This is a genomic window from Serratia sp. Ser99 (assembly GCF_024519545.1).
Taxonomy (GTDB): domain Bacteria; phylum Pseudomonadota; class Gammaproteobacteria; order Enterobacterales; family Enterobacteriaceae; genus Serratia; species Serratia liquefaciens.
In genome coordinates, this window is sequence record NZ_JALJRT010000009.1 from 86,111 (window position 1) to 101,232 (window position 15,122).

Consider the following 15,122-nt stretch of genomic DNA (forward strand, 5'->3'; position numbering starts at 1 on the left):
GGCATGTTCACCGTCGTAATCCCACCCTGTCCGCCTGCGGATGATTACGGTTAGCCTTTTTTGCCCGCCATTTCAAAGCGAGGTGAAACGAGGCCGTACAGCGTCCAGCCGAGGAAAGTGGCGATGGCACCCCACATCATGGCCTCTTCACCGGAACTGTAGAGCGCATAGAAGCTGTAAAGCGCGCCAATGCCGGCAATGATGTTGGCGATCCGCGCTTTTTTCTCCGGCACTTTCGCCACCTTCTGAATAATGATCAGCGCCGCCATCGACAAGATGTAGGGGATAATATTGGTCACTACCGCCAGGTTAACCAGCACGTTGAACTGCTTGTTCAGCGACGGGCTGATGGTCATCAGCGACAGTACGCTCTGGATAACGACGATGGTCAGCATGCCTTTGACCGGGGCGTCCGCCTTGCTGAGTTTCGAGAAGATTTTCGGGAAGAAACCGCTGTCGGCGGAAGATTTGAATACCTGAGCGATGGTGAACTGCCACCCCAGCAGCGACCCGACGCAGGACATGATCATCAGTGCCATGATGATCTTGCCGACCGTTGGGTTGAACATATGGGAAAACGCCAGCCCAAACGGCGCGGTGGAATTGGCCAGGTCCATATTCGGTACTATACCGGCGATCACGTTGGTCGAAACGATATAGATCACTGCGGCGCTAAGCGTGCCGCCCAATACGGCGATCGGCACATTACGTTCTGGGTTCTCCACCACATCGGTATTGGCACAGGCGGATTCGAGGCCCAGGAAAGCCCATAGGGTCATGGAAATCGAAGCGCCAATGGCTTCAAAAGTTGGCACCTGATGCGGGTTCCACGCGGCGACGTAAGCGCTGCCGCTGAACCAGTGCCAGCCGATGATCGAAATCCCGACCACCGGGATGATGACGCCCCAAACGGTGATGCCGCTGATCCTGCCGGTAATGCGAGCGCCGCCGAAGTTGGCGACCGTGGCTAACCACAGCACACCAATGGTGGCGATACAGATCCCCAACGGGCTCAGGTTGGCGCCAAACAGCTCGGTACCGTAGCCCACGGCGGAAATGGCGATGGCGATATTGGCGATCAGTAACGAAACGCCGTAGGTATAGTTCGCCATAAAGTTGCCCGATTTGCCGAAGGCATATTCAGCATACCCCCCCATACCGCCGGATTTACGGCTGAACATCCCGCATTTGGCGAAGGCATAGGCCAGCGCCATTGAACCAACCGCAGTGACCAACCAGGAAACAATAGAAATTGTGCCTACCTCGGCCAATTTGGTCGGCAGCATAATTATGCCGGACCCCATCATGTTGACGGCCGTCAGGATCGTTAACTGCACGACCCCCATTTTATTATTAGACTTACTCATGATCATTCTCTCTTTTATGATGCGATCTGGGCGGTGAATAATATTCACCGCCTTGTGAGGTCATTAATTACTCATGACGTAGCCGTAAGCGCGATTCCAGCCATCTTCATCTTGTTGGATATAAACACCCTGCAATTCCGGTGCGAAACCAGGAAGTAAATTAATGCCTTCCTCCAATGCCAGGAAATAACGCTGTGCAGCGCCACCCCATATTTCTCCAGGGACGACACATAAAACACCCGGAGGGTAAGGTAGTGCACCCTCTGCCGCAATGCGGCCCTCAGCCTTGGCCAATGAAACCAATTCGATATTGCCGCGGACAAATTCTGTATTGGCATCTTGCGGGTTCATGGCGACACGAGGGAAATAATTCTTGCGGAACATCTCTTTTTGCAGTTCTTTAACATCGTAACTGACATAGAGATCGTGCATTTCTTGGCAAAGTTGACGCAGGGTATAATTCTTGTAGCGTTGCTCATTGCTTTTATATACCGCGGGCAGGACTTCACTGAGTAATGAATCCTGCTCGATGTGTTTTTCAAAGCGGGCAATCAGCGCCACCAGATGCTGCATTTTGGCGATGTCTTCGGCCGGAGTGAGCAGGAACAGGATCGAGTTGAGATCGCATTTTTCCGGTACTATGCCGTTTTCGCGCAGATAGTTGGCCAAAATGGTCGCCGGAATGCCGAAGTCACTGTAGTTACCGCTCGCCGTGTCTATGCCCGGCGTGGTGAGCAACAGCTTGCAAGGGTCGACAAAATACTGCGATTCCGCATAGCCTTCAAAGGCATGCCACTTCTCGCCTGGCACAAAGTTGAAGAAGCGCAAATCGTTGGCCATTGTCTCGGTGTCATAAGACTGCCAGGGCTTGCCGTCGATCTGGTCTGGAACAAAAGGTTTGATTAACTGGCAGGTCTCCAGCAGCATTTTACGGGCTTCAATCCCTACGCGAACGCACTCCTTCCACAGGCGCTGACCGCTTTTCCCTTCATGCATTTTGGCATTGACGTCCAGAGCGGCAAACAGCGGATAGAACGGGCTGGTGGAAGCATGCAGCATAAAAGCGTTATTAAAGCGTTTATGGTTGCAATAGCGACTTTGGCCTTTGATATGTTTGTCTTTTTTATGGATTTGTGAGGTTTGCGAGAAGCCGGCCTGCTGTTTGTGAACGGACTGGGTCACAATGATCCCCGGGTCGTTTTCATTCAGTTCAAGCAGTAAAGGCGAACAATCTTTCATCATTGGGATGAATTGTTCGTAGCCCACCCAGGCGGAGTCAAACAGGATGTAATCGCACAGGTGCCCAATCTTGTCGACCACCTGGCGAGCGTTGTAAATGGTGCCGTCGTAGGTGCCTAACTGGATGATTGCCAGACGGAAAGGCCGGGCTTCATTGGCACGTTCCGGCGCCACTTCGCGGATTTGCTGACGTAAATAACGTTCATCGAAGCAGTGCGCATAAATACCGCCGATAAAGCCAAATGGGTTGCGGGCGGTCTCCAGATACACCGGCGTTGCACCAGCTTGAATCAGTGCGCCATGGTGATTGGATTTATGGTTATTACGGTCGAACAACACTAAATCGCCGCGTGTTAACAGGGCGTTGGTCGCAACTTTGTTTGATGCCGAGGTCCCATTCAGCACGAAATAGGTCTTATCGGCGTTAAACACCTTGGCTGCGTGTTGCTGCGCGGCACAGGGTGCCCCCTCGTGGATCAATAAGTCGCCCAGTTTGACGTCCGCGTTGCACATATCGGAACGGAACAGCGTCTCGCCATAGAAATCAAAGAACTGACGTCCGGCCGGATGTTTACGGAAGAATTCACCGCCCTGATGGCCCGGACAGGCAAAGGTGGCGTTACCCATTTCGACATACTGCGTCAGCGTGTTGAAGAACGGTGGCAGCAGATCTTTTTCATATTTTACCGCCGCGGCCTCCAACTGCTTGCCGTAGAACTGGGTGTTTTTCCCGCAGAGTTCAAATACCCCGTGCAGCGCCGGTAATACGGCATTGTCCAACTCTTCTTCGCAGCAAACCGCCACAAACAGCGGGATGTTCAACCCGATCTCTTCGAGATGCGTCACCATGCCCTTCGTAACGTCCTCAACGGACAGCACAATGGCGGCGACATCATTGAAATCGCTCTGATGTACATCGACAATTTCACGTTCTGTTTCAAAGCAGCCCAGTGTTTTTTCATTAGCGGCAATTTTTAACTTTTTCATTTTCTCATTCTTCAGACAAAGGTATTCCACCGGCAAATAATTAAATCTGCCGTTAATACCTTATTAAAATAAAGGTGTACGAGAACCTGGCATGCCGGAAGGCATTCCTGAGTTCACTCTATTATTTTGTGATGACGTTCTTATCCCATGAAGATGAATTACGATGTTTTCCGCTGCGTAAGCAACAGCAGTTTATCTCTGTTGAACAGAGTGAAAAATAATTCGTAATGATGTCTTGCGTTCGGAATAAGGACGAACGAGGAGGGAGGTTATCTGAAGTTAAAGAAAGCGAAGCTAAAGCAACTACGATGAGCCATCATCATAATATGGGTTGTGCGCCTGATATGCGCCATTTTTCTGTTGTTGTTTTCCATTTCTAATCCACCTTTGTGAGTGAAAAGATGGCGCTATTTTAACGCAGGCCTGAGCAAAATATGTGACATGCATCACGCATATACACCTTCAAGTAAATAACTATTCACTGGTTATGCATTGAGTTGCATAAGAATACCTCTAAAGAGTGATTATGCATGTAAATAGATTGATAACAAATAGCCCTTTCTGCTACCTGATTTTTTCTATGCGGGAGAAATAGCAAAAAAAATTGCGTTTAAGAGGGGCGTATAATGCGCAATTGAAGTGAGTTTGTTTTTATTATGTTATAAGTCCATATAATGATATTTTGTATATAAATTCACTTTATCTGGGTGTTTATTCTCTTTTGATTTTTTCCGACATTGTTGTTATTTGTGACCCGCCTCAACAACACGGGTTAAGATGAAACAAGATAACGGGGAGAATTCACAGTGACTATGACCGATGAGCATCAACTTATCGCACAGTTTCTCAGCAAGGAGCACGTACTGACGCTGTGCGCGGGAAACGGCATGGATATGTGGTGCGCCAATTGTTTCTACGTGTTTGACACCGAGCGGATGGCGCTGTGGTTGATGACCGAAACCCACACCCGTCACGGTGAGCTGATGCTGCAAAACGCCAGCGTGGTGGGCACCATAGCGCCGAAACCGAAGACCATCGCCTTGATCCGCGGCATTCAGTATCGGGCGCAAGCGACGATGCTGAACGGTGAGCAGGAGGCGTTGGCACGGGCACGTTACTGCAAGCGTTTCCCGATAGCCAAGATGATGAAGGCGCCGGTCTGGCAGTTGGATCTGCAGGAGGTGAAGATGACTGACAATACCCTCGGTTTCGGTAAAAAGCTTCACTGGGCGCGGGTCTGAATACCGCAAACTATACTTTTCAGCATCATCAATCAGCGGGAGGGCATATGGCACGGGTATTCATTGTCGGGGCAACTGGGTTGGTGGGTAAAGCACTGTTATATCTGCTGCAGCGTGATCCGCAGGTCACGGCGATCGTGGCGCCAACGCGCAAACCATTGCCGCCGAACGAAAAATTAGAGAACCCGGTAGGGGATGATTTGTTCGCGCTGCTGACTGAATGTGAACAGCCGGTCGATATGGTGTTTTGCTGCCTGGGGGCGACCCGCCGCGAAGCCGGTAGCGACGCTAATTTCCATTATGTCGATTACACCCTGGTGGTGGAAAGTGCGCTGACTGGCCGTCGGTTAGGGGCGCAGCATTGTCTGGCCGTCAGTGCGCTAGGCGCGAACAGGCGCTCTACGTTCCTCTATAACCGCACCAAAGGGGAAATGGAGCAGGCGCTGCGTGAACAGAATTGGCCGCGCCTGACGCTGGTGCGGCCATCCATGCTACTGGGGTCACGGCCCTCGCCGCGCTTGCTGGAGCGCCTCACCGCGCCGCTGTTTAAATTGCTGCCCGGCAAATGGCGAGCGGTGAGTGCCGAAGACGTGGCGCAAACCCTGCTGGAACAGGCGTTCAGCCCTGGCAACGGCGTTAGGGTGCTGGAATCCGATCGGCTGCATTGTTACCGCAGTGCACGCTGAGATTATCGAACGCCAGCTCCAGGCCAGGCGGCAGTTCATTGTCCGTCAGCCACAAATCGAGATGATGGCTGATGTGCGTCAATAGGGTACGGCCTGGTTGCAAGCGTTGCTGAATTTCATGCGCACGGGTCAAATCGTTGTGGTTACGCGGTGCCTGCGGCTGAGGGGGCAGGCTGCAATCGAGCACCAGCAAATCCAACGGCACTCCGCGTAGAAAAGCGTCGGTATCGGGCGGCAGACCGACGGTATCGGTCAGGTAGGCGAGCGATGCCCCAGCGGCCTGGATCAGATAGCCCAGCGTGATTTTTGAATGCTGCAGCGGCAACGGTGTGATGCGCAGCCCGCCCAGTTCAAAGGGTTCGAAGGGGGTTAACGGCGGTTGAAACGCCAGAATACCAGGGTGTTTGAACAGGTCATCGCAGCCCTGCTCGTCTGCCGGACCATAGACCGGAATAAAATTTCCGCACCCCCAACGCAAAGGAAATAACCCCTGTACGTGATCCATGTGGTAATGTGTCAGTAAAAAACGTTGAATTTCCCCCGCCGAAAAACGCCGTTCCAACGACGGTAATCCTGCATCCAGCAAGGTCGTTTCCCCCTGAAATTTGAGCATGGCGCTGCACGGTCGTCGCCGAAACGCCGGCTCGCGCCTCGCCCGCTGACAGACCAGACAATCACAGCCAAACACCGGGATCTGTTGCGCGCCACCGGTGCCGAGAAACGTCAGTTGCATGTCGTCACTCCCGATTATAAATACTTCTCCGCGAAGGCATGGATATCACGGAAATCCGCCAACCGCTGTTGCAGCGTCTGGTGGTCCCAGTGCCACCACTGGCTGCGCTCAATGCGTTCGATCAGGGCGTCGTCGAAACGCATGCCGATCTTTTTGGCCGCTACGCCGGCGACAATCTCATAGGGGGAGACATCTTTGGTGACGACGGCCGCGCTGCCGATAACGGCACCGTTGCCGATGCTGACGCCGGGCATGACGATGGCGTTATGACCGATCCAGACGTCGTGGCCGATAGTCACATGCTGTTCGCGCCGCCAGTCGAAGAACGCTTCGTCGTCTTCTCCCAGGTCATACTCTGAAGCGCGGTAGGTGAAATGGTGTTGGGCGATACGCTGGTAAGTGGGGTGATTGCCAGGATTGATACGCACATAAGAGGCAATCGACACGAATTTGCCGATGGTGGCGTAAAAAATCTGGTTGTGTCCGGCGGTGTAGGAGTAGTCACCCATCTCCACCTCTTCCAAAATCGCATCGTCGGCCAGATGTACATATTGGCCTAAGCGACTGCGGTTAAGCGTCACGTTGTTACCGATTTTCTGCTGTGCAGCATCGTTCATGGCACGGCATCCTGTGGTTGTTTTGCCAAAGAGGGCAGCAGCGCCAACAGCGCCGCCAGCGTGTCATCAAGGTTGCCGTCGTTATCCAACCGTCGGCAACCGGCAGGGAGTTTTTCCTGGTACTCTGCCGCTCGCGCCAATCGTTGTTCGATCTGCTCGGCATTTTCGCGTCCGCGGTTTTGCAGCCGCTGGCGGAGAATATGCGTACTGACCTGCAGGCAAACCGGCAGCAGCTGTGCGCCATAACGCTGCTGCGCCTGCAATAAGTGAGCGCGCGAGCCGTTGACCACCACATCGATCCCCTGCAGCAACCAAAGATCCACTTCGATCCCAAAAGCGTAATGATGCTGGTGCGCGTGCCAGTCGAGGGCGAACAGGCCTTTGGCGCGGCGGCGCAAAAATTCGGGTTCACTGAGCGCAATATGGTTCTCGCAGCCGGCGTCTGCCGGCCGGGTGATATAACGGTGCGCCACCAGCGGCGCACTGTCGGCATGGGCGCGCAGGGCGGCCAGCAGGCTGTCTTTCCCGGCCCCGGAAGGCCCCATCAGATAGATAAGCTGTGCCATCAGAACACCTGCTTGCCCTGGCGCCACACGTTCTGCACGTAGATATGCTCGCCGTGCGGCCGAGCCAGTACCAAATCTGCCCGTAATCCTTCGGCGATGGTCCCGCGATCCTGCAAGTCCAGCGCTTTCGCCGGGTTGCGGGTGATCATCTGCACCGCCTGCGGCAAGCCGTAGCCGTTGCGCTCGTCGGCCGCGATACGAAATGCCGCATCCAGCAGGCTGGCCGGGTAATAATCGGAAGACAGAATATCCAACACCCCCAACGCCGCCAGATGGTGCGCTGCCACGTTGCCGGAGTGGGAACCGCCGCGCACGATATTCGGCGCCCCCATCAGCACTTGTAATCCTTGCTGATGCGAGGCCAGGGCCGCGGCTTCGGTGGTGGGGAATTCGGCAATGGCGCTGCCCAGTGCACAGGACTCGGCTACGTGTTCGGCGGTCGCGTCGTCGTGGCTGGCAAGAGAGATCTTGCGTGCCCGGCAGTGAGCGGCGATCGCTTCGCGGTTTGGCGTGGCCCAGCGAGCGGAAAGCCCGATTTGCTGCTCCTCAAAGTCGCTCATCTGCTGGTCATTGAGGTTGTATTTGCCCTGATAATATTCGCGGTATTTTTCTCGCGAAGCGAACTGGCGCTGACCCGGCGAATGGTCCATCAACGACACCAGAGACACGCCCGGCTTGTCCATCAGCTGTTCGAACAACGGCAGGGTGCTGTCGTGCGGCAGTTCGCAGCGCAGGTGCAACCGGTGTTCGGCGCGATTCACCCCCGCACGCTGGCTGTGGATCACCGCGTCGATCATTTTTTGCAGGTTCTCCAGCCGGTGACCGCCGTCGCGTACGTCGCCAATGGCCACTGCGTCTAGCACGGTGGTGATGCCATTGGCCACCATCAATGCATCATGGCTGCTCATGGCCGAATGGGCCGGCCAGTCGACGTTAGGGCGCGGGGTGAAAAACTTGTCCAGGTTGTCGGTGTGTAATTCGATCAGGCCAGGCAGCAACCAGCCGCCTTCACCGTTCAGTGCCTGGGGTAACTGACTGGGCGTATCGGCAAAACTGCGGATCGTGCCGTCGCTGATCTCCAGCGATCCTTCGACAACCTGATCTTCCAGCACCAGCTTCACGTTATTGATGATCATCAGAGGATCTCCAGCGCCTGTGGCGCCTGCATGTCATATAACCTGTCGGCGACCTGCTGACGGACGCCCTCATCATGAAAAATGCCGACGATAGCCGCGCCGCGCCGTTTGGCCTGTTCGATCAAGGCGACCACTGCCGCGCTGTTGCGGCTGTCGAGTGACGCCGTGGGTTCGTCCAGCAGCAAAATCGGATAATCGACAATAAAGCCGCGCGCAATATTCACCCGCTGTTGCTCGCCGCCGGAGAAGGTCGAAGGCGCCAACTGCCACAGACGCTGCGGCACATTGAGCTGGTTAAGCAAGGTTTCGGCGCGCTCACGGCATTCGGCGCGATCGGCACCCTGTTCCAGTAACGGCTGCATCACGACGTCCAGCGCGCTGATACGGGGGATCACTCGCAGGAACTGGCTGACCCAGCCAAGGGTATGACGGCGAACCGCCAGGATTTGGCGCGCTTCGGCCTGCACCATGTCCAGCCATTCCCCCTGATGGTTGACCCAGATATGGCCGCTGTCGGGCAGATAGTTGGCATACAGCGAGCGCAGCAGGGTTGATTTTCCGCTGCCGGAATGGCCGTGCAGCACCACACACTCGCCGCTGCTGACCGTCATGTTGGCGTCGTGCAACACCGGCAGCCGCGTGCCGTGCTGCTGGTGGAGCACAAAGGTTTTGCTGAGGTGTTCAACCCGGATTTGAATAGTCATCTGTTATTACCTTGAGTTACGACAGCACCGAAGAAACCAGCAGTTGGGTATAAGGATGGTGTGGATCGTCCAGCACCCGGTCGGTCAGGCCGCTTTCCACCACCTCGCCCTGTTTCATCACCAGCAAGCGGTGCGCCAGCAGGCGCGCCACGCCGAGATCGTGGGTGACGATCACCGCCGCCAACTGCATTTCCACCACCAAAGTGCGCAGCAGATCGAGCAGCCGCGCCTGCACCGAAACGTCCAGACCACCGGTGGGTTCGTCCATAAATACCAGCTTCGGGTGGGTCACCAGATTGCGGGCGATCTGCAAGCGTTGCTGCATGCCGCCGGAAAAGGTGGTCGGCAGATCGTCAAGGCGCGACAGCGGGATCTCAACGTCTTCCAGCCACTGCCCGGCCTGACGGCGGATGTCGCCATAGTGGCGCTGGCCGATGGCCATCAGCCGTTCGCCGATGTTGCCGCCGGCGGAAACCTTGGGCCGAAGCCCGTCGAGCGGGTGCTGATGCACTACGCCCCAGTCGGTGCGCAGCAGGCGGCGGCGATCGCTTTCCGCCATCGCATATAAATCATGCTGTTGCCCGGCCTGCGGACGGTAGAGGATCTGCCCTTGCTGTGGCGCCAGCCGCGCAGAGATCGACTTCAGCAGGGTGGTTTTGCCGGAGCCGGATTCGCCGACGATGCCCAGCACTTCACCGGGGTAGATATCGAAAGACACATCGCTAAAGCCTTTGCCCGGCGCGTACAGGTGGGTCAGGTTAGCCACCGACAGCAGCGGCGTGGTGCTCAGAGGGGTGGAAGTCATCAGTGCTGCGCCTCTTGCGAAGGTTGCGCCAGTTGCTGCTGGCAGTAATCGGTATCGGAGCAGACGAACATGCGGTTGCCCTGGTCGTCGAGCACCACTTCGTCCAGATAACTGTGGCGCGAGCCGCACAGCGCGCAGGGCTCGTTCCACTGCTGTACGCTGAACGGATGATCGTCGAAGTCCAGGCTCTCCACTTTGGTAAAGGGTGGCAGGGCATAGATACGCTTCTCGCGTCCGGCACCAAACAGCTGCAGCGCCGGCATCATGTGCATTTTCGGGTTATCGAATTTGGGGATCGGCGACGGATCCATCACGTAGCGGTCATTGATCTTCACCGGATAGGCGTAGGTGGTGGCGATGTGGCCGTAGCGCGCGATGTCTTCGTACAGCTTCACCTGCATCACGCCATACTCTTCCAGCGCATGCATTTTGCGGGTCTCGGTTTCTCGCGGTTCGATAAAGCGCAGCGGCTCAGGGATCGGCACCTGATAAATCAGGATCTGGTCTTCGCGCAGCGCGGTTTCCGGAATGCGGTGACGGGTCTGGATCAGCGTAGCCTCGGGCGTGCGTTCGGTGGTGGCGACCCCGGCGACGCGCTGGAAGAAGCGGCGAATCGACACGGCGTTGGTGGTGTCGTCGGCGCCCTGATCAATCACCTTCAGCACGTCGGCACGGCCAATCACGCTGGCGGTCAACTGAATGCCGCCGGTGCCCCAGCCGTAGGGCATCGGCATTTCACGGCCGCCGAACGGCACCTGATAACCGGGGATGGCGATTGCCTTCAAAATGGCGCGACGGATCATGCGCTTGGTTTGCTCGTCCAGGTAGCCCAGGTTGTAGCCGGTTAATACTTCACTCATTGCGGGCCTCCTGACGCTCGCTAAATTCCTGGCGCAGACGCTTAAGCAGTTCCAGCTCTGCCTGGAAATCGACGTAGTGCGGCAGTTTAAGGTGGGAAACAAAGCCGGCGGCTTCGACGTTATCGGCATGGGCCAGCACGAACTCTTCGTCCTGCGCCGGGCTGGCGATGCCTTCGTCGTACTCGGGGCTTTGCAGAGCACGGTCTACCAGCGCCATTGCCATCGCCTTGCGTTCGGCCCGGCCAAACACCAGACCATAGCCGCGGGTGAAATGCGGCGGCTGGTCAACCGGATCAATAAAGCCGTTAACCATCTCGCATTCGGTTAGCAGGATTTCGCCGATATCAATGGTGAAACCCAGCTCTTCTGGCGTGATCTCCGCTGAAACATAGCCGGTGCGGATCTCGCCGGCGAACGGGTGGGTACGGCCGTAGCCACGTTGGGTGGAGTAGCTCAGCGCCAGTAAAAAGCCTTCGTCACCGCGCACCAATTGCTGCAGACGCGCTGAGCGTGAGCAGGGGTAAACCGGAGGATTACGGGTGATATCGTCCGGTATGCTGCCGTCGTCCCGCTCCGCCAATGCCAGCTGTTGCTGACTGAGCAGATCAAACACGTGGGCACAGTTTTCCGGCAAGGGTTCGTCCGCCTGTGGTGCGCGGGGGGCTTCTCCTTCCGCCAGCAACGCGAAATCCAACAGCCGGTGGGTGTAATCGTAGGTTGGCCCCAGCACCTGTCCGCCGGGCAAGTCCTTGTAAACTGCCGAGATGCGGCGCTCCAGTCGCATATTTTCTGTCGCCAGCGGTTCGCCGATCGCCAGGCGCGGCAGGGTGGTACGGTAGGCGCGCAGCAGGAAAATGGCCTCGACCAGATCGCCGCTTGCCTGCTTGATGGCCAGCGCCGCCAGCTCAGGATCGTAGATGCCGCCCTCGGTCATGACCCTGTCCACGGCCAGGCCCAGCTGCTGCTCAATCTGCAGTGCGCTCAGTTCCGCCACGCTGTCATCGCCGCGCCGCAGCTGTTCTTGTAACTGATGGGCGGCCTCAATGGCTTTTTCGCCCCCTTTAACGGCAACGTACATCAGCACACCTCCACGTGGGTGGTTCGCGGTAACGCCAACAGGCATTCGCCGCAGGTCAGCAGGAAATCCAGCCCCAGCGGGAAGCGCTGCGGGCGGTTAAGCAGGTAATCCAGCAGCGCCGGCGGCAGCTGCGGTGAAATAATTCGTTGATGTTCGATGCCTGGCCCGGTCAGGCGCAGGGCGGCGCCTTGTTCCAGGCTAGCTAACTGCACAATCACCGTAGCGCTGAACTCGGGGGAAATTTCGCTGCCGTGCGGCAATGCCTGTAAATCGGTCGCCTGCAGTTGGCTATCGAACAGGGCGAAACACACCTCTTCGGCGCGCTCGGCCAGCGGTGCGCCACTGTGGAAGCGAATGTTTGTTAGCGCTTGCTCACTTTTTAGCTCAGGACTCAGCTGGATCGGAGTTTCCTGATCCGCCAGGGTCAGCAAGGCAGCGGTACTGGCTGCATTCAGCCTGTCCCAGGTTGGGCTGCCTTGCAGCGTGACCACAGGCCCAGGCTCGCTTAACGCCTTAAGAATTAAGCGGAAAGTCTGCTGAGATTGGTCGATCGGCTGGGTAAAACCTGTCAGTAGGCTCATGATTAATCCCCTCGCACCAGCGTAAAGAAGTCCACCCGGCTGGAGGCGACGGCCCTTGCACGCAACTGACGTTGCTCGTGTTGCAGCGCGGCCAGCGGCTCTATCAGCTGTTGTTGCAGCAATTCGGCTTGCTCCGGCAGTTGCAGCAGGGCATCCAGCAGCGCGCAGAGTTCGGCATGCGCCTTATCGCGCCCGGCGATATAGCTGTAGCCATAGCCGCCGTTTTCGAGCTGGACCACCGCACGGGTGACGGTCATGTCGCCCAAGACGAAGCGGCGACCGGTGGCGCCCATGCGCCCCTGCAACTGCGCCAGGCCAATCTCCGGTGCACGGATGCTCTGGTAGCGCGGGTTGATATTCAGCGCCTGCCAGTGGCTGCGCAACTGTGCAGGCTGGCTGTGCGCCAGTACCGACATCCAGCGTTGTCTCGGCTGTAAGGCTTGCATTTAGTGCTCCATCGTCAGTTCAATCATGTCGGCGCGCGCCAGGCTGACGGAGTATTCCGCCACGTTGTTGCTGCCGGTGCAGACGTTCAGGGTGCGCACGCACAGCAGCGGCGCCTGGGTGGCAATTTCCAGCATCCGGCTCTCTTTGGCCTGGGCCCGGCGCGCACTGATGCGTGTCTGGCTGCGGGTCAGCGGCTGGTGGATGTTTGATTCGATAAATTCGTGCAGCGAACCGCTGTGGAACTGCTGTAGCGCCGGCCACCAGTCCAGATCGGGCAGATAGTGGTCGATCAGGCTCATCGGTACGCCGTTGACCCGGCGCAAAGTGCGAAGGTGGATCACCGTTTCGCCTTCTTCCCGTGACAACGCGCTGGCAACATGCCCATTGCACGGGCGTAGTACAGCGAGTAAGCGCTCACTGGTGGGGTGGCTTCCCTGCTCGAACAGGTTCTGACTGAAACGGGTATTGGCATGCAGCGGGTAGTCGTAGGGGCGCATCAACACCAGAATGCCGATCCCGTGCCGGCGTTGCAGCCAGCCGCGCTCCACCAATTGATCGACTGCACGACGCAGGGTATGGCGATTGACCTGATAGCGTTCCGCCAATTGCTGCTCGGAAGGCAGGTAGTCGCCACAGCGGTATTGGGTGCGCAGCTCTTGTTCCAGCTGCGCGGCGATTTGCTGGTAGCGGGTGGGAAAACTGGTCGGATGTCTAGATAAGTCCATCATAATAAAAAACCTCGGTGGCCATAACGACATAAAAATATGCGGTTTATCGGCATGTCTTACAGTGCTTACCCTGCGGCTTGAAAGACGACGGGTAGGTCCCGTGGTGAAGTTGGCATCATCTTGCAGGCGTCAGATGACAATCGCGTTACGCGTCGGTGGCGAACAGATGAACTATTTTGGACAGGCAGATGATGCGCAGGGGGCCGCTGCGCGCTAAGCTGACGCTATTGATGATTGAACCGAGTTAATCTAAGCCCATGCCACATCCCCTGACTGCAACTGAACACCGCGCGCGCCCTTGGCCGTGGTGGAAACCGGCGCTGTTTCTGCTGGTGGTGGCCATCGGCCTCTACTACGTCAAATGGCAGCCTTATTACGGCAAGGCCTTTCTGGCGGCGGACACGCATTCCATCGGCAAATCGATACTGGTCAACGACGACAGCAGCCCGTGGCTGGCGGCCTGGCATTACGCGCTGGTCTATTTCACGGCGGTATGGAAGGCGGCGGTGCTCGGTGTGGTGTTGGGCTCATTGGTGCAGGTGCTGATCCCACGCGATTGGTTGATGCGCACGCTCGGTCATCCGCGTTTTTCCGGTACCTTGCTGGGCGCGGTGATCGCACTGCCGGGCATGATGTGTACCTGTTGTGCCGCGCCGGTAGCTGCCGGATTACGGCGTCAGTCGGTGTCCAGCGGGGCAGCGATGGCGTTCTGGCTGAGTAACCCGGTGCTGAATCCGGCCACGCTGATTTTTATGGGCTTTGTGCTCGGCTGGCAGTTTGCCGCAATCCGGCTGGTGGCTGGGGTGATCATGGTGCTGGGCATCGCCTGGCTGGTGCAGCGTGCCACTGCCAGGGATCCGCAGCCGGCGGCTTTGCAAACGCCGCTGCTGCCGCTGGATAAAGCTAACGAAAAGCCGTTTTTCGGCCGCTGGCTCAAGGCGCTGTGGTCGCTGTTTTGGTCCACCATACCTGTCTACATTCTGGCGGTATTGGCGCTAGGGGCCGCGCGCGTTTGGCTGTTCCCGCATGCCGATGGGGCGATAGATAATAGCGTGTTGTGGATTATTGGTCTGGCGATCGCCGGTTGCCTGTTCGTGATCCCGACGGCGGCGGAAATCCCGATTGTGCAGACTCTAATGCTGGCGGGCATGGGCACCGGCCCGGCGCTGGCGCTGTTGATGACCCTGCCAGCGGTCAGCCTGCCTTCGTTGCTGATGCTGAACAAGGCCTTCTCTGCCAAGGCACTGTGCCTGACAGCGCTATTGGTTGCGCTGTGTGGGATCGTCACGGGCGTGGTAGGAATGGGGTTGGTATAAATTGTTTAATAAATAGTCTTTCATTCGTATT

General features: G+C 57.0%; 17 protein-coding genes. 3 read left to right on the top strand and 14 right to left on the bottom strand.

Translation table 11 applies throughout. From position 1 onward, the window contains the following. Positions 1–50: 50 nt before the first annotated feature. From potE to speFL, 3 genes are all read right to left on the bottom strand, one after another. Complete coding sequence (gene potE, locus NR114_RS17935) at positions 51–1,367, bottom strand: putrescine-ornithine antiporter (RefSeq protein WP_041415181.1); 1,317 nt, start codon at positions 1,365–1,367, stop codon at positions 51–53. A 63-nt stretch (positions 1,368–1,430) separates the two neighbouring features. After that, positions 1,431–3,593 carry an ornithine decarboxylase SpeF gene (speF, locus tag NR114_RS17940; protein WP_256824844.1) on the bottom strand — a complete coding sequence of 721 codons (2,163 nt, stop codon included), beginning with the start codon at positions 3,591–3,593 and terminating at the stop codon, positions 1,431–1,433. 269 nt (positions 3,594–3,862) lie between these two features. Next, positions 3,863–3,967 carry a leader peptide SpeFL gene (speFL, locus tag NR114_RS17945; protein ID WP_112363015.1) on the bottom strand — a complete coding sequence of 35 codons (105 nt, stop codon included), beginning with the start codon at positions 3,965–3,967 and terminating at the stop codon, positions 3,863–3,865. A 438-nt stretch (positions 3,968–4,405) separates the two neighbouring features. Here speFL and NR114_RS17950 point away from each other — a divergent pair, with 438 nt between their 5' ends. Next, on the top strand, positions 4,406–4,834 hold the full coding sequence (locus NR114_RS17950; protein WP_265178593.1) for a YhbP family protein: 429 nt from the start codon (positions 4,406–4,408) through the stop codon (positions 4,832–4,834). A 47-nt stretch (positions 4,835–4,881) separates the two neighbouring features. Further along, entirely contained in the window at positions 4,882–5,520 is a 639-nt protein-coding gene (locus tag NR114_RS17955; protein ID WP_234530571.1) for an NAD(P)H-binding protein, read from the top strand. Here the strand turns inward: NR114_RS17955 and phnP are convergent. Genes phnP through phnF form a run of 11 tightly spaced genes read right to left on the bottom strand, consistent with a single transcriptional unit; the run spans position 5,471 to position 13,772 of the window. Beyond that, on the bottom strand, positions 5,471–6,253 hold the full coding sequence (gene phnP / locus NR114_RS17960) for a phosphonate metabolism protein PhnP (protein ID WP_234530572.1): 783 nt from the start codon (positions 6,251–6,253) through the stop codon (positions 5,471–5,473). The two genes, NR114_RS17955 and phnP, sit on opposite strands and share 50 nt — an antisense overlap. Positions 6,254–6,267: 14 nt before the next feature. After that, positions 6,268–6,870, bottom strand: a complete 603-nt coding sequence (locus NR114_RS17965; protein WP_234530573.1) for a DapH/DapD/GlmU-related protein — start codon at positions 6,868–6,870, stop codon at positions 6,268–6,270. Then, positions 6,867–7,436, bottom strand: a complete 570-nt coding sequence (phnN, locus tag NR114_RS17970; RefSeq protein ID WP_020824975.1) for a ribose 1,5-bisphosphokinase — start codon at positions 7,434–7,436, stop codon at positions 6,867–6,869. Before phnN ends, NR114_RS17965 begins: the two co-directional genes overlap by 4 nt. Further along, positions 7,436–8,572 carry an alpha-D-ribose 1-methylphosphonate 5-triphosphate diphosphatase gene (gene phnM, locus NR114_RS17975; protein WP_020824976.1) on the bottom strand — a complete coding sequence of 379 codons (1,137 nt, stop codon included), beginning with the start codon at positions 8,570–8,572 and terminating at the stop codon, positions 7,436–7,438. The genes phnN and phnM overlap by 1 nt, the downstream gene beginning before the upstream one ends. Further along, a complete protein-coding gene (phnL, locus tag NR114_RS17980) occupies positions 8,572–9,276 on the bottom strand; it encodes a phosphonate C-P lyase system protein PhnL (RefSeq protein ID WP_020824977.1) in 705 nt (234 codons plus the stop codon). Before phnL ends, phnM begins: the two co-directional genes overlap by 1 nt. Positions 9,277–9,292: 16 nt before the next feature. Then, positions 9,293–10,081, bottom strand: a complete 789-nt coding sequence (phnK, locus tag NR114_RS17985) for a phosphonate C-P lyase system protein PhnK (RefSeq protein WP_020824978.1) — start codon at positions 10,079–10,081, stop codon at positions 9,293–9,295. Beyond that, a complete protein-coding gene (locus tag NR114_RS17990; RefSeq protein WP_234530574.1) occupies positions 10,081–10,941 on the bottom strand; it encodes an alpha-D-ribose 1-methylphosphonate 5-phosphate C-P-lyase PhnJ in 861 nt (286 codons plus the stop codon). The genes phnK and NR114_RS17990 overlap by 1 nt, the downstream gene beginning before the upstream one ends. Next, on the bottom strand, positions 10,934–12,019 hold the full coding sequence (locus tag NR114_RS17995; protein ID WP_048762826.1) for a carbon-phosphorus lyase complex subunit PhnI: 1,086 nt from the start codon (positions 12,017–12,019) through the stop codon (positions 10,934–10,936). The genes NR114_RS17990 and NR114_RS17995 overlap by 8 nt, the downstream gene beginning before the upstream one ends. Further along, the gene (phnH, locus tag NR114_RS18000) at positions 12,019–12,600 is read right to left on the bottom strand and encodes a phosphonate C-P lyase system protein PhnH (RefSeq protein ID WP_129983216.1); all 582 of its coding nucleotides are present in this window, start codon (positions 12,598–12,600) and stop codon (positions 12,019–12,021) included. The genes NR114_RS17995 and phnH overlap by 1 nt, the downstream gene beginning before the upstream one ends. Positions 12,601–12,602: 2 nt before the next feature. Then, positions 12,603–13,046, bottom strand: coding sequence for a phosphonate C-P lyase system protein PhnG (phnG, locus tag NR114_RS18005; RefSeq protein ID WP_046374634.1), 444 nt, complete (start codon positions 13,044–13,046; stop codon positions 12,603–12,605). Then, positions 13,047–13,772 carry a phosphonate metabolism transcriptional regulator PhnF gene (gene phnF / locus NR114_RS18010; protein WP_172958979.1) on the bottom strand — a complete coding sequence of 242 codons (726 nt, stop codon included), beginning with the start codon at positions 13,770–13,772 and terminating at the stop codon, positions 13,047–13,049. It lies immediately after the preceding gene. Positions 13,773–14,032: 260 nt separating this feature from the next. Between phnF and NR114_RS18015 the strand changes: the two genes are divergently transcribed. Then, positions 14,033–15,091 carry a permease gene (locus NR114_RS18015; protein WP_129983217.1) on the top strand — a complete coding sequence of 353 codons (1,059 nt, stop codon included), beginning with the start codon at positions 14,033–14,035 and terminating at the stop codon, positions 15,089–15,091. Positions 15,092–15,122 lie beyond the last annotated feature (31 nt).

Coding starts and splice junctions, on each gene's coding strand:
- phnL (WP_020824977.1), bottom strand. CDS start 9,276: ATGACTATTCAAATCCGGGTTGAACACCTCAGCAAAACCTTTGTGCTC.
- NR114_RS17955 (WP_234530571.1), top strand. CDS start 4,882: ATGGCACGGGTATTCATTGTCGGGGCAACTGGGTTGGTGGGTAAAGCA.
- NR114_RS18015 (WP_129983217.1), top strand. CDS start 14,033: ATGCCACATCCCCTGACTGCAACTGAACACCGCGCGCGCCCTTGGCCG.
- phnN (WP_020824975.1), bottom strand. CDS start 7,436: ATGGCACAGCTTATCTATCTGATGGGGCCTTCCGGGGCCGGGAAAGAC.
- NR114_RS17990 (WP_234530574.1), bottom strand. CDS start 10,941: ATGAGTGAAGTATTAACCGGCTACAACCTGGGCTACCTGGACGAGCAA.
- speF (WP_256824844.1), bottom strand. CDS start 3,593: ATGAAAAAGTTAAAAATTGCCGCTAATGAAAAAACACTGGGCTGCTTT.
- phnH (WP_129983216.1), bottom strand. CDS start 12,600: ATGAGCCTACTGACAGGTTTTACCCAGCCGATCGACCAATCTCAGCAG.
- NR114_RS17995 (WP_048762826.1), bottom strand. CDS start 12,019: ATGTACGTTGCCGTTAAAGGGGGCGAAAAAGCCATTGAGGCCGCCCAT.
- speFL (WP_112363015.1), bottom strand. CDS start 3,967: ATGGAAAACAACAACAGAAAAATGGCGCATATCAGGCGCACAACCCAT.
- phnP (WP_234530572.1), bottom strand. CDS start 6,253: ATGCAACTGACGTTTCTCGGCACCGGTGGCGCGCAACAGATCCCGGTG.
- phnF (WP_172958979.1), bottom strand. CDS start 13,772: ATGGACTTATCTAGACATCCGACCAGTTTTCCCACCCGCTACCAGCAA.
- phnK (WP_020824978.1), bottom strand. CDS start 10,081: ATGACTTCCACCCCTCTGAGCACCACGCCGCTGCTGTCGGTGGCTAAC.
- phnG (WP_046374634.1), bottom strand. CDS start 13,046: ATGCAAGCCTTACAGCCGAGACAACGCTGGATGTCGGTACTGGCGCAC.
- NR114_RS17965 (WP_234530573.1), bottom strand. CDS start 6,870: ATGAACGATGCTGCACAGCAGAAAATCGGTAACAACGTGACGCTTAAC.
- potE (WP_041415181.1), bottom strand. CDS start 1,367: ATGAGTAAGTCTAATAATAAAATGGGGGTCGTGCAGTTAACGATCCTG.
- NR114_RS17950 (WP_265178593.1), top strand. CDS start 4,406: ATGACCGATGAGCATCAACTTATCGCACAGTTTCTCAGCAAGGAGCAC.
- phnM (WP_020824976.1), bottom strand. CDS start 8,572: ATGATCATCAATAACGTGAAGCTGGTGCTGGAAGATCAGGTTGTCGAA.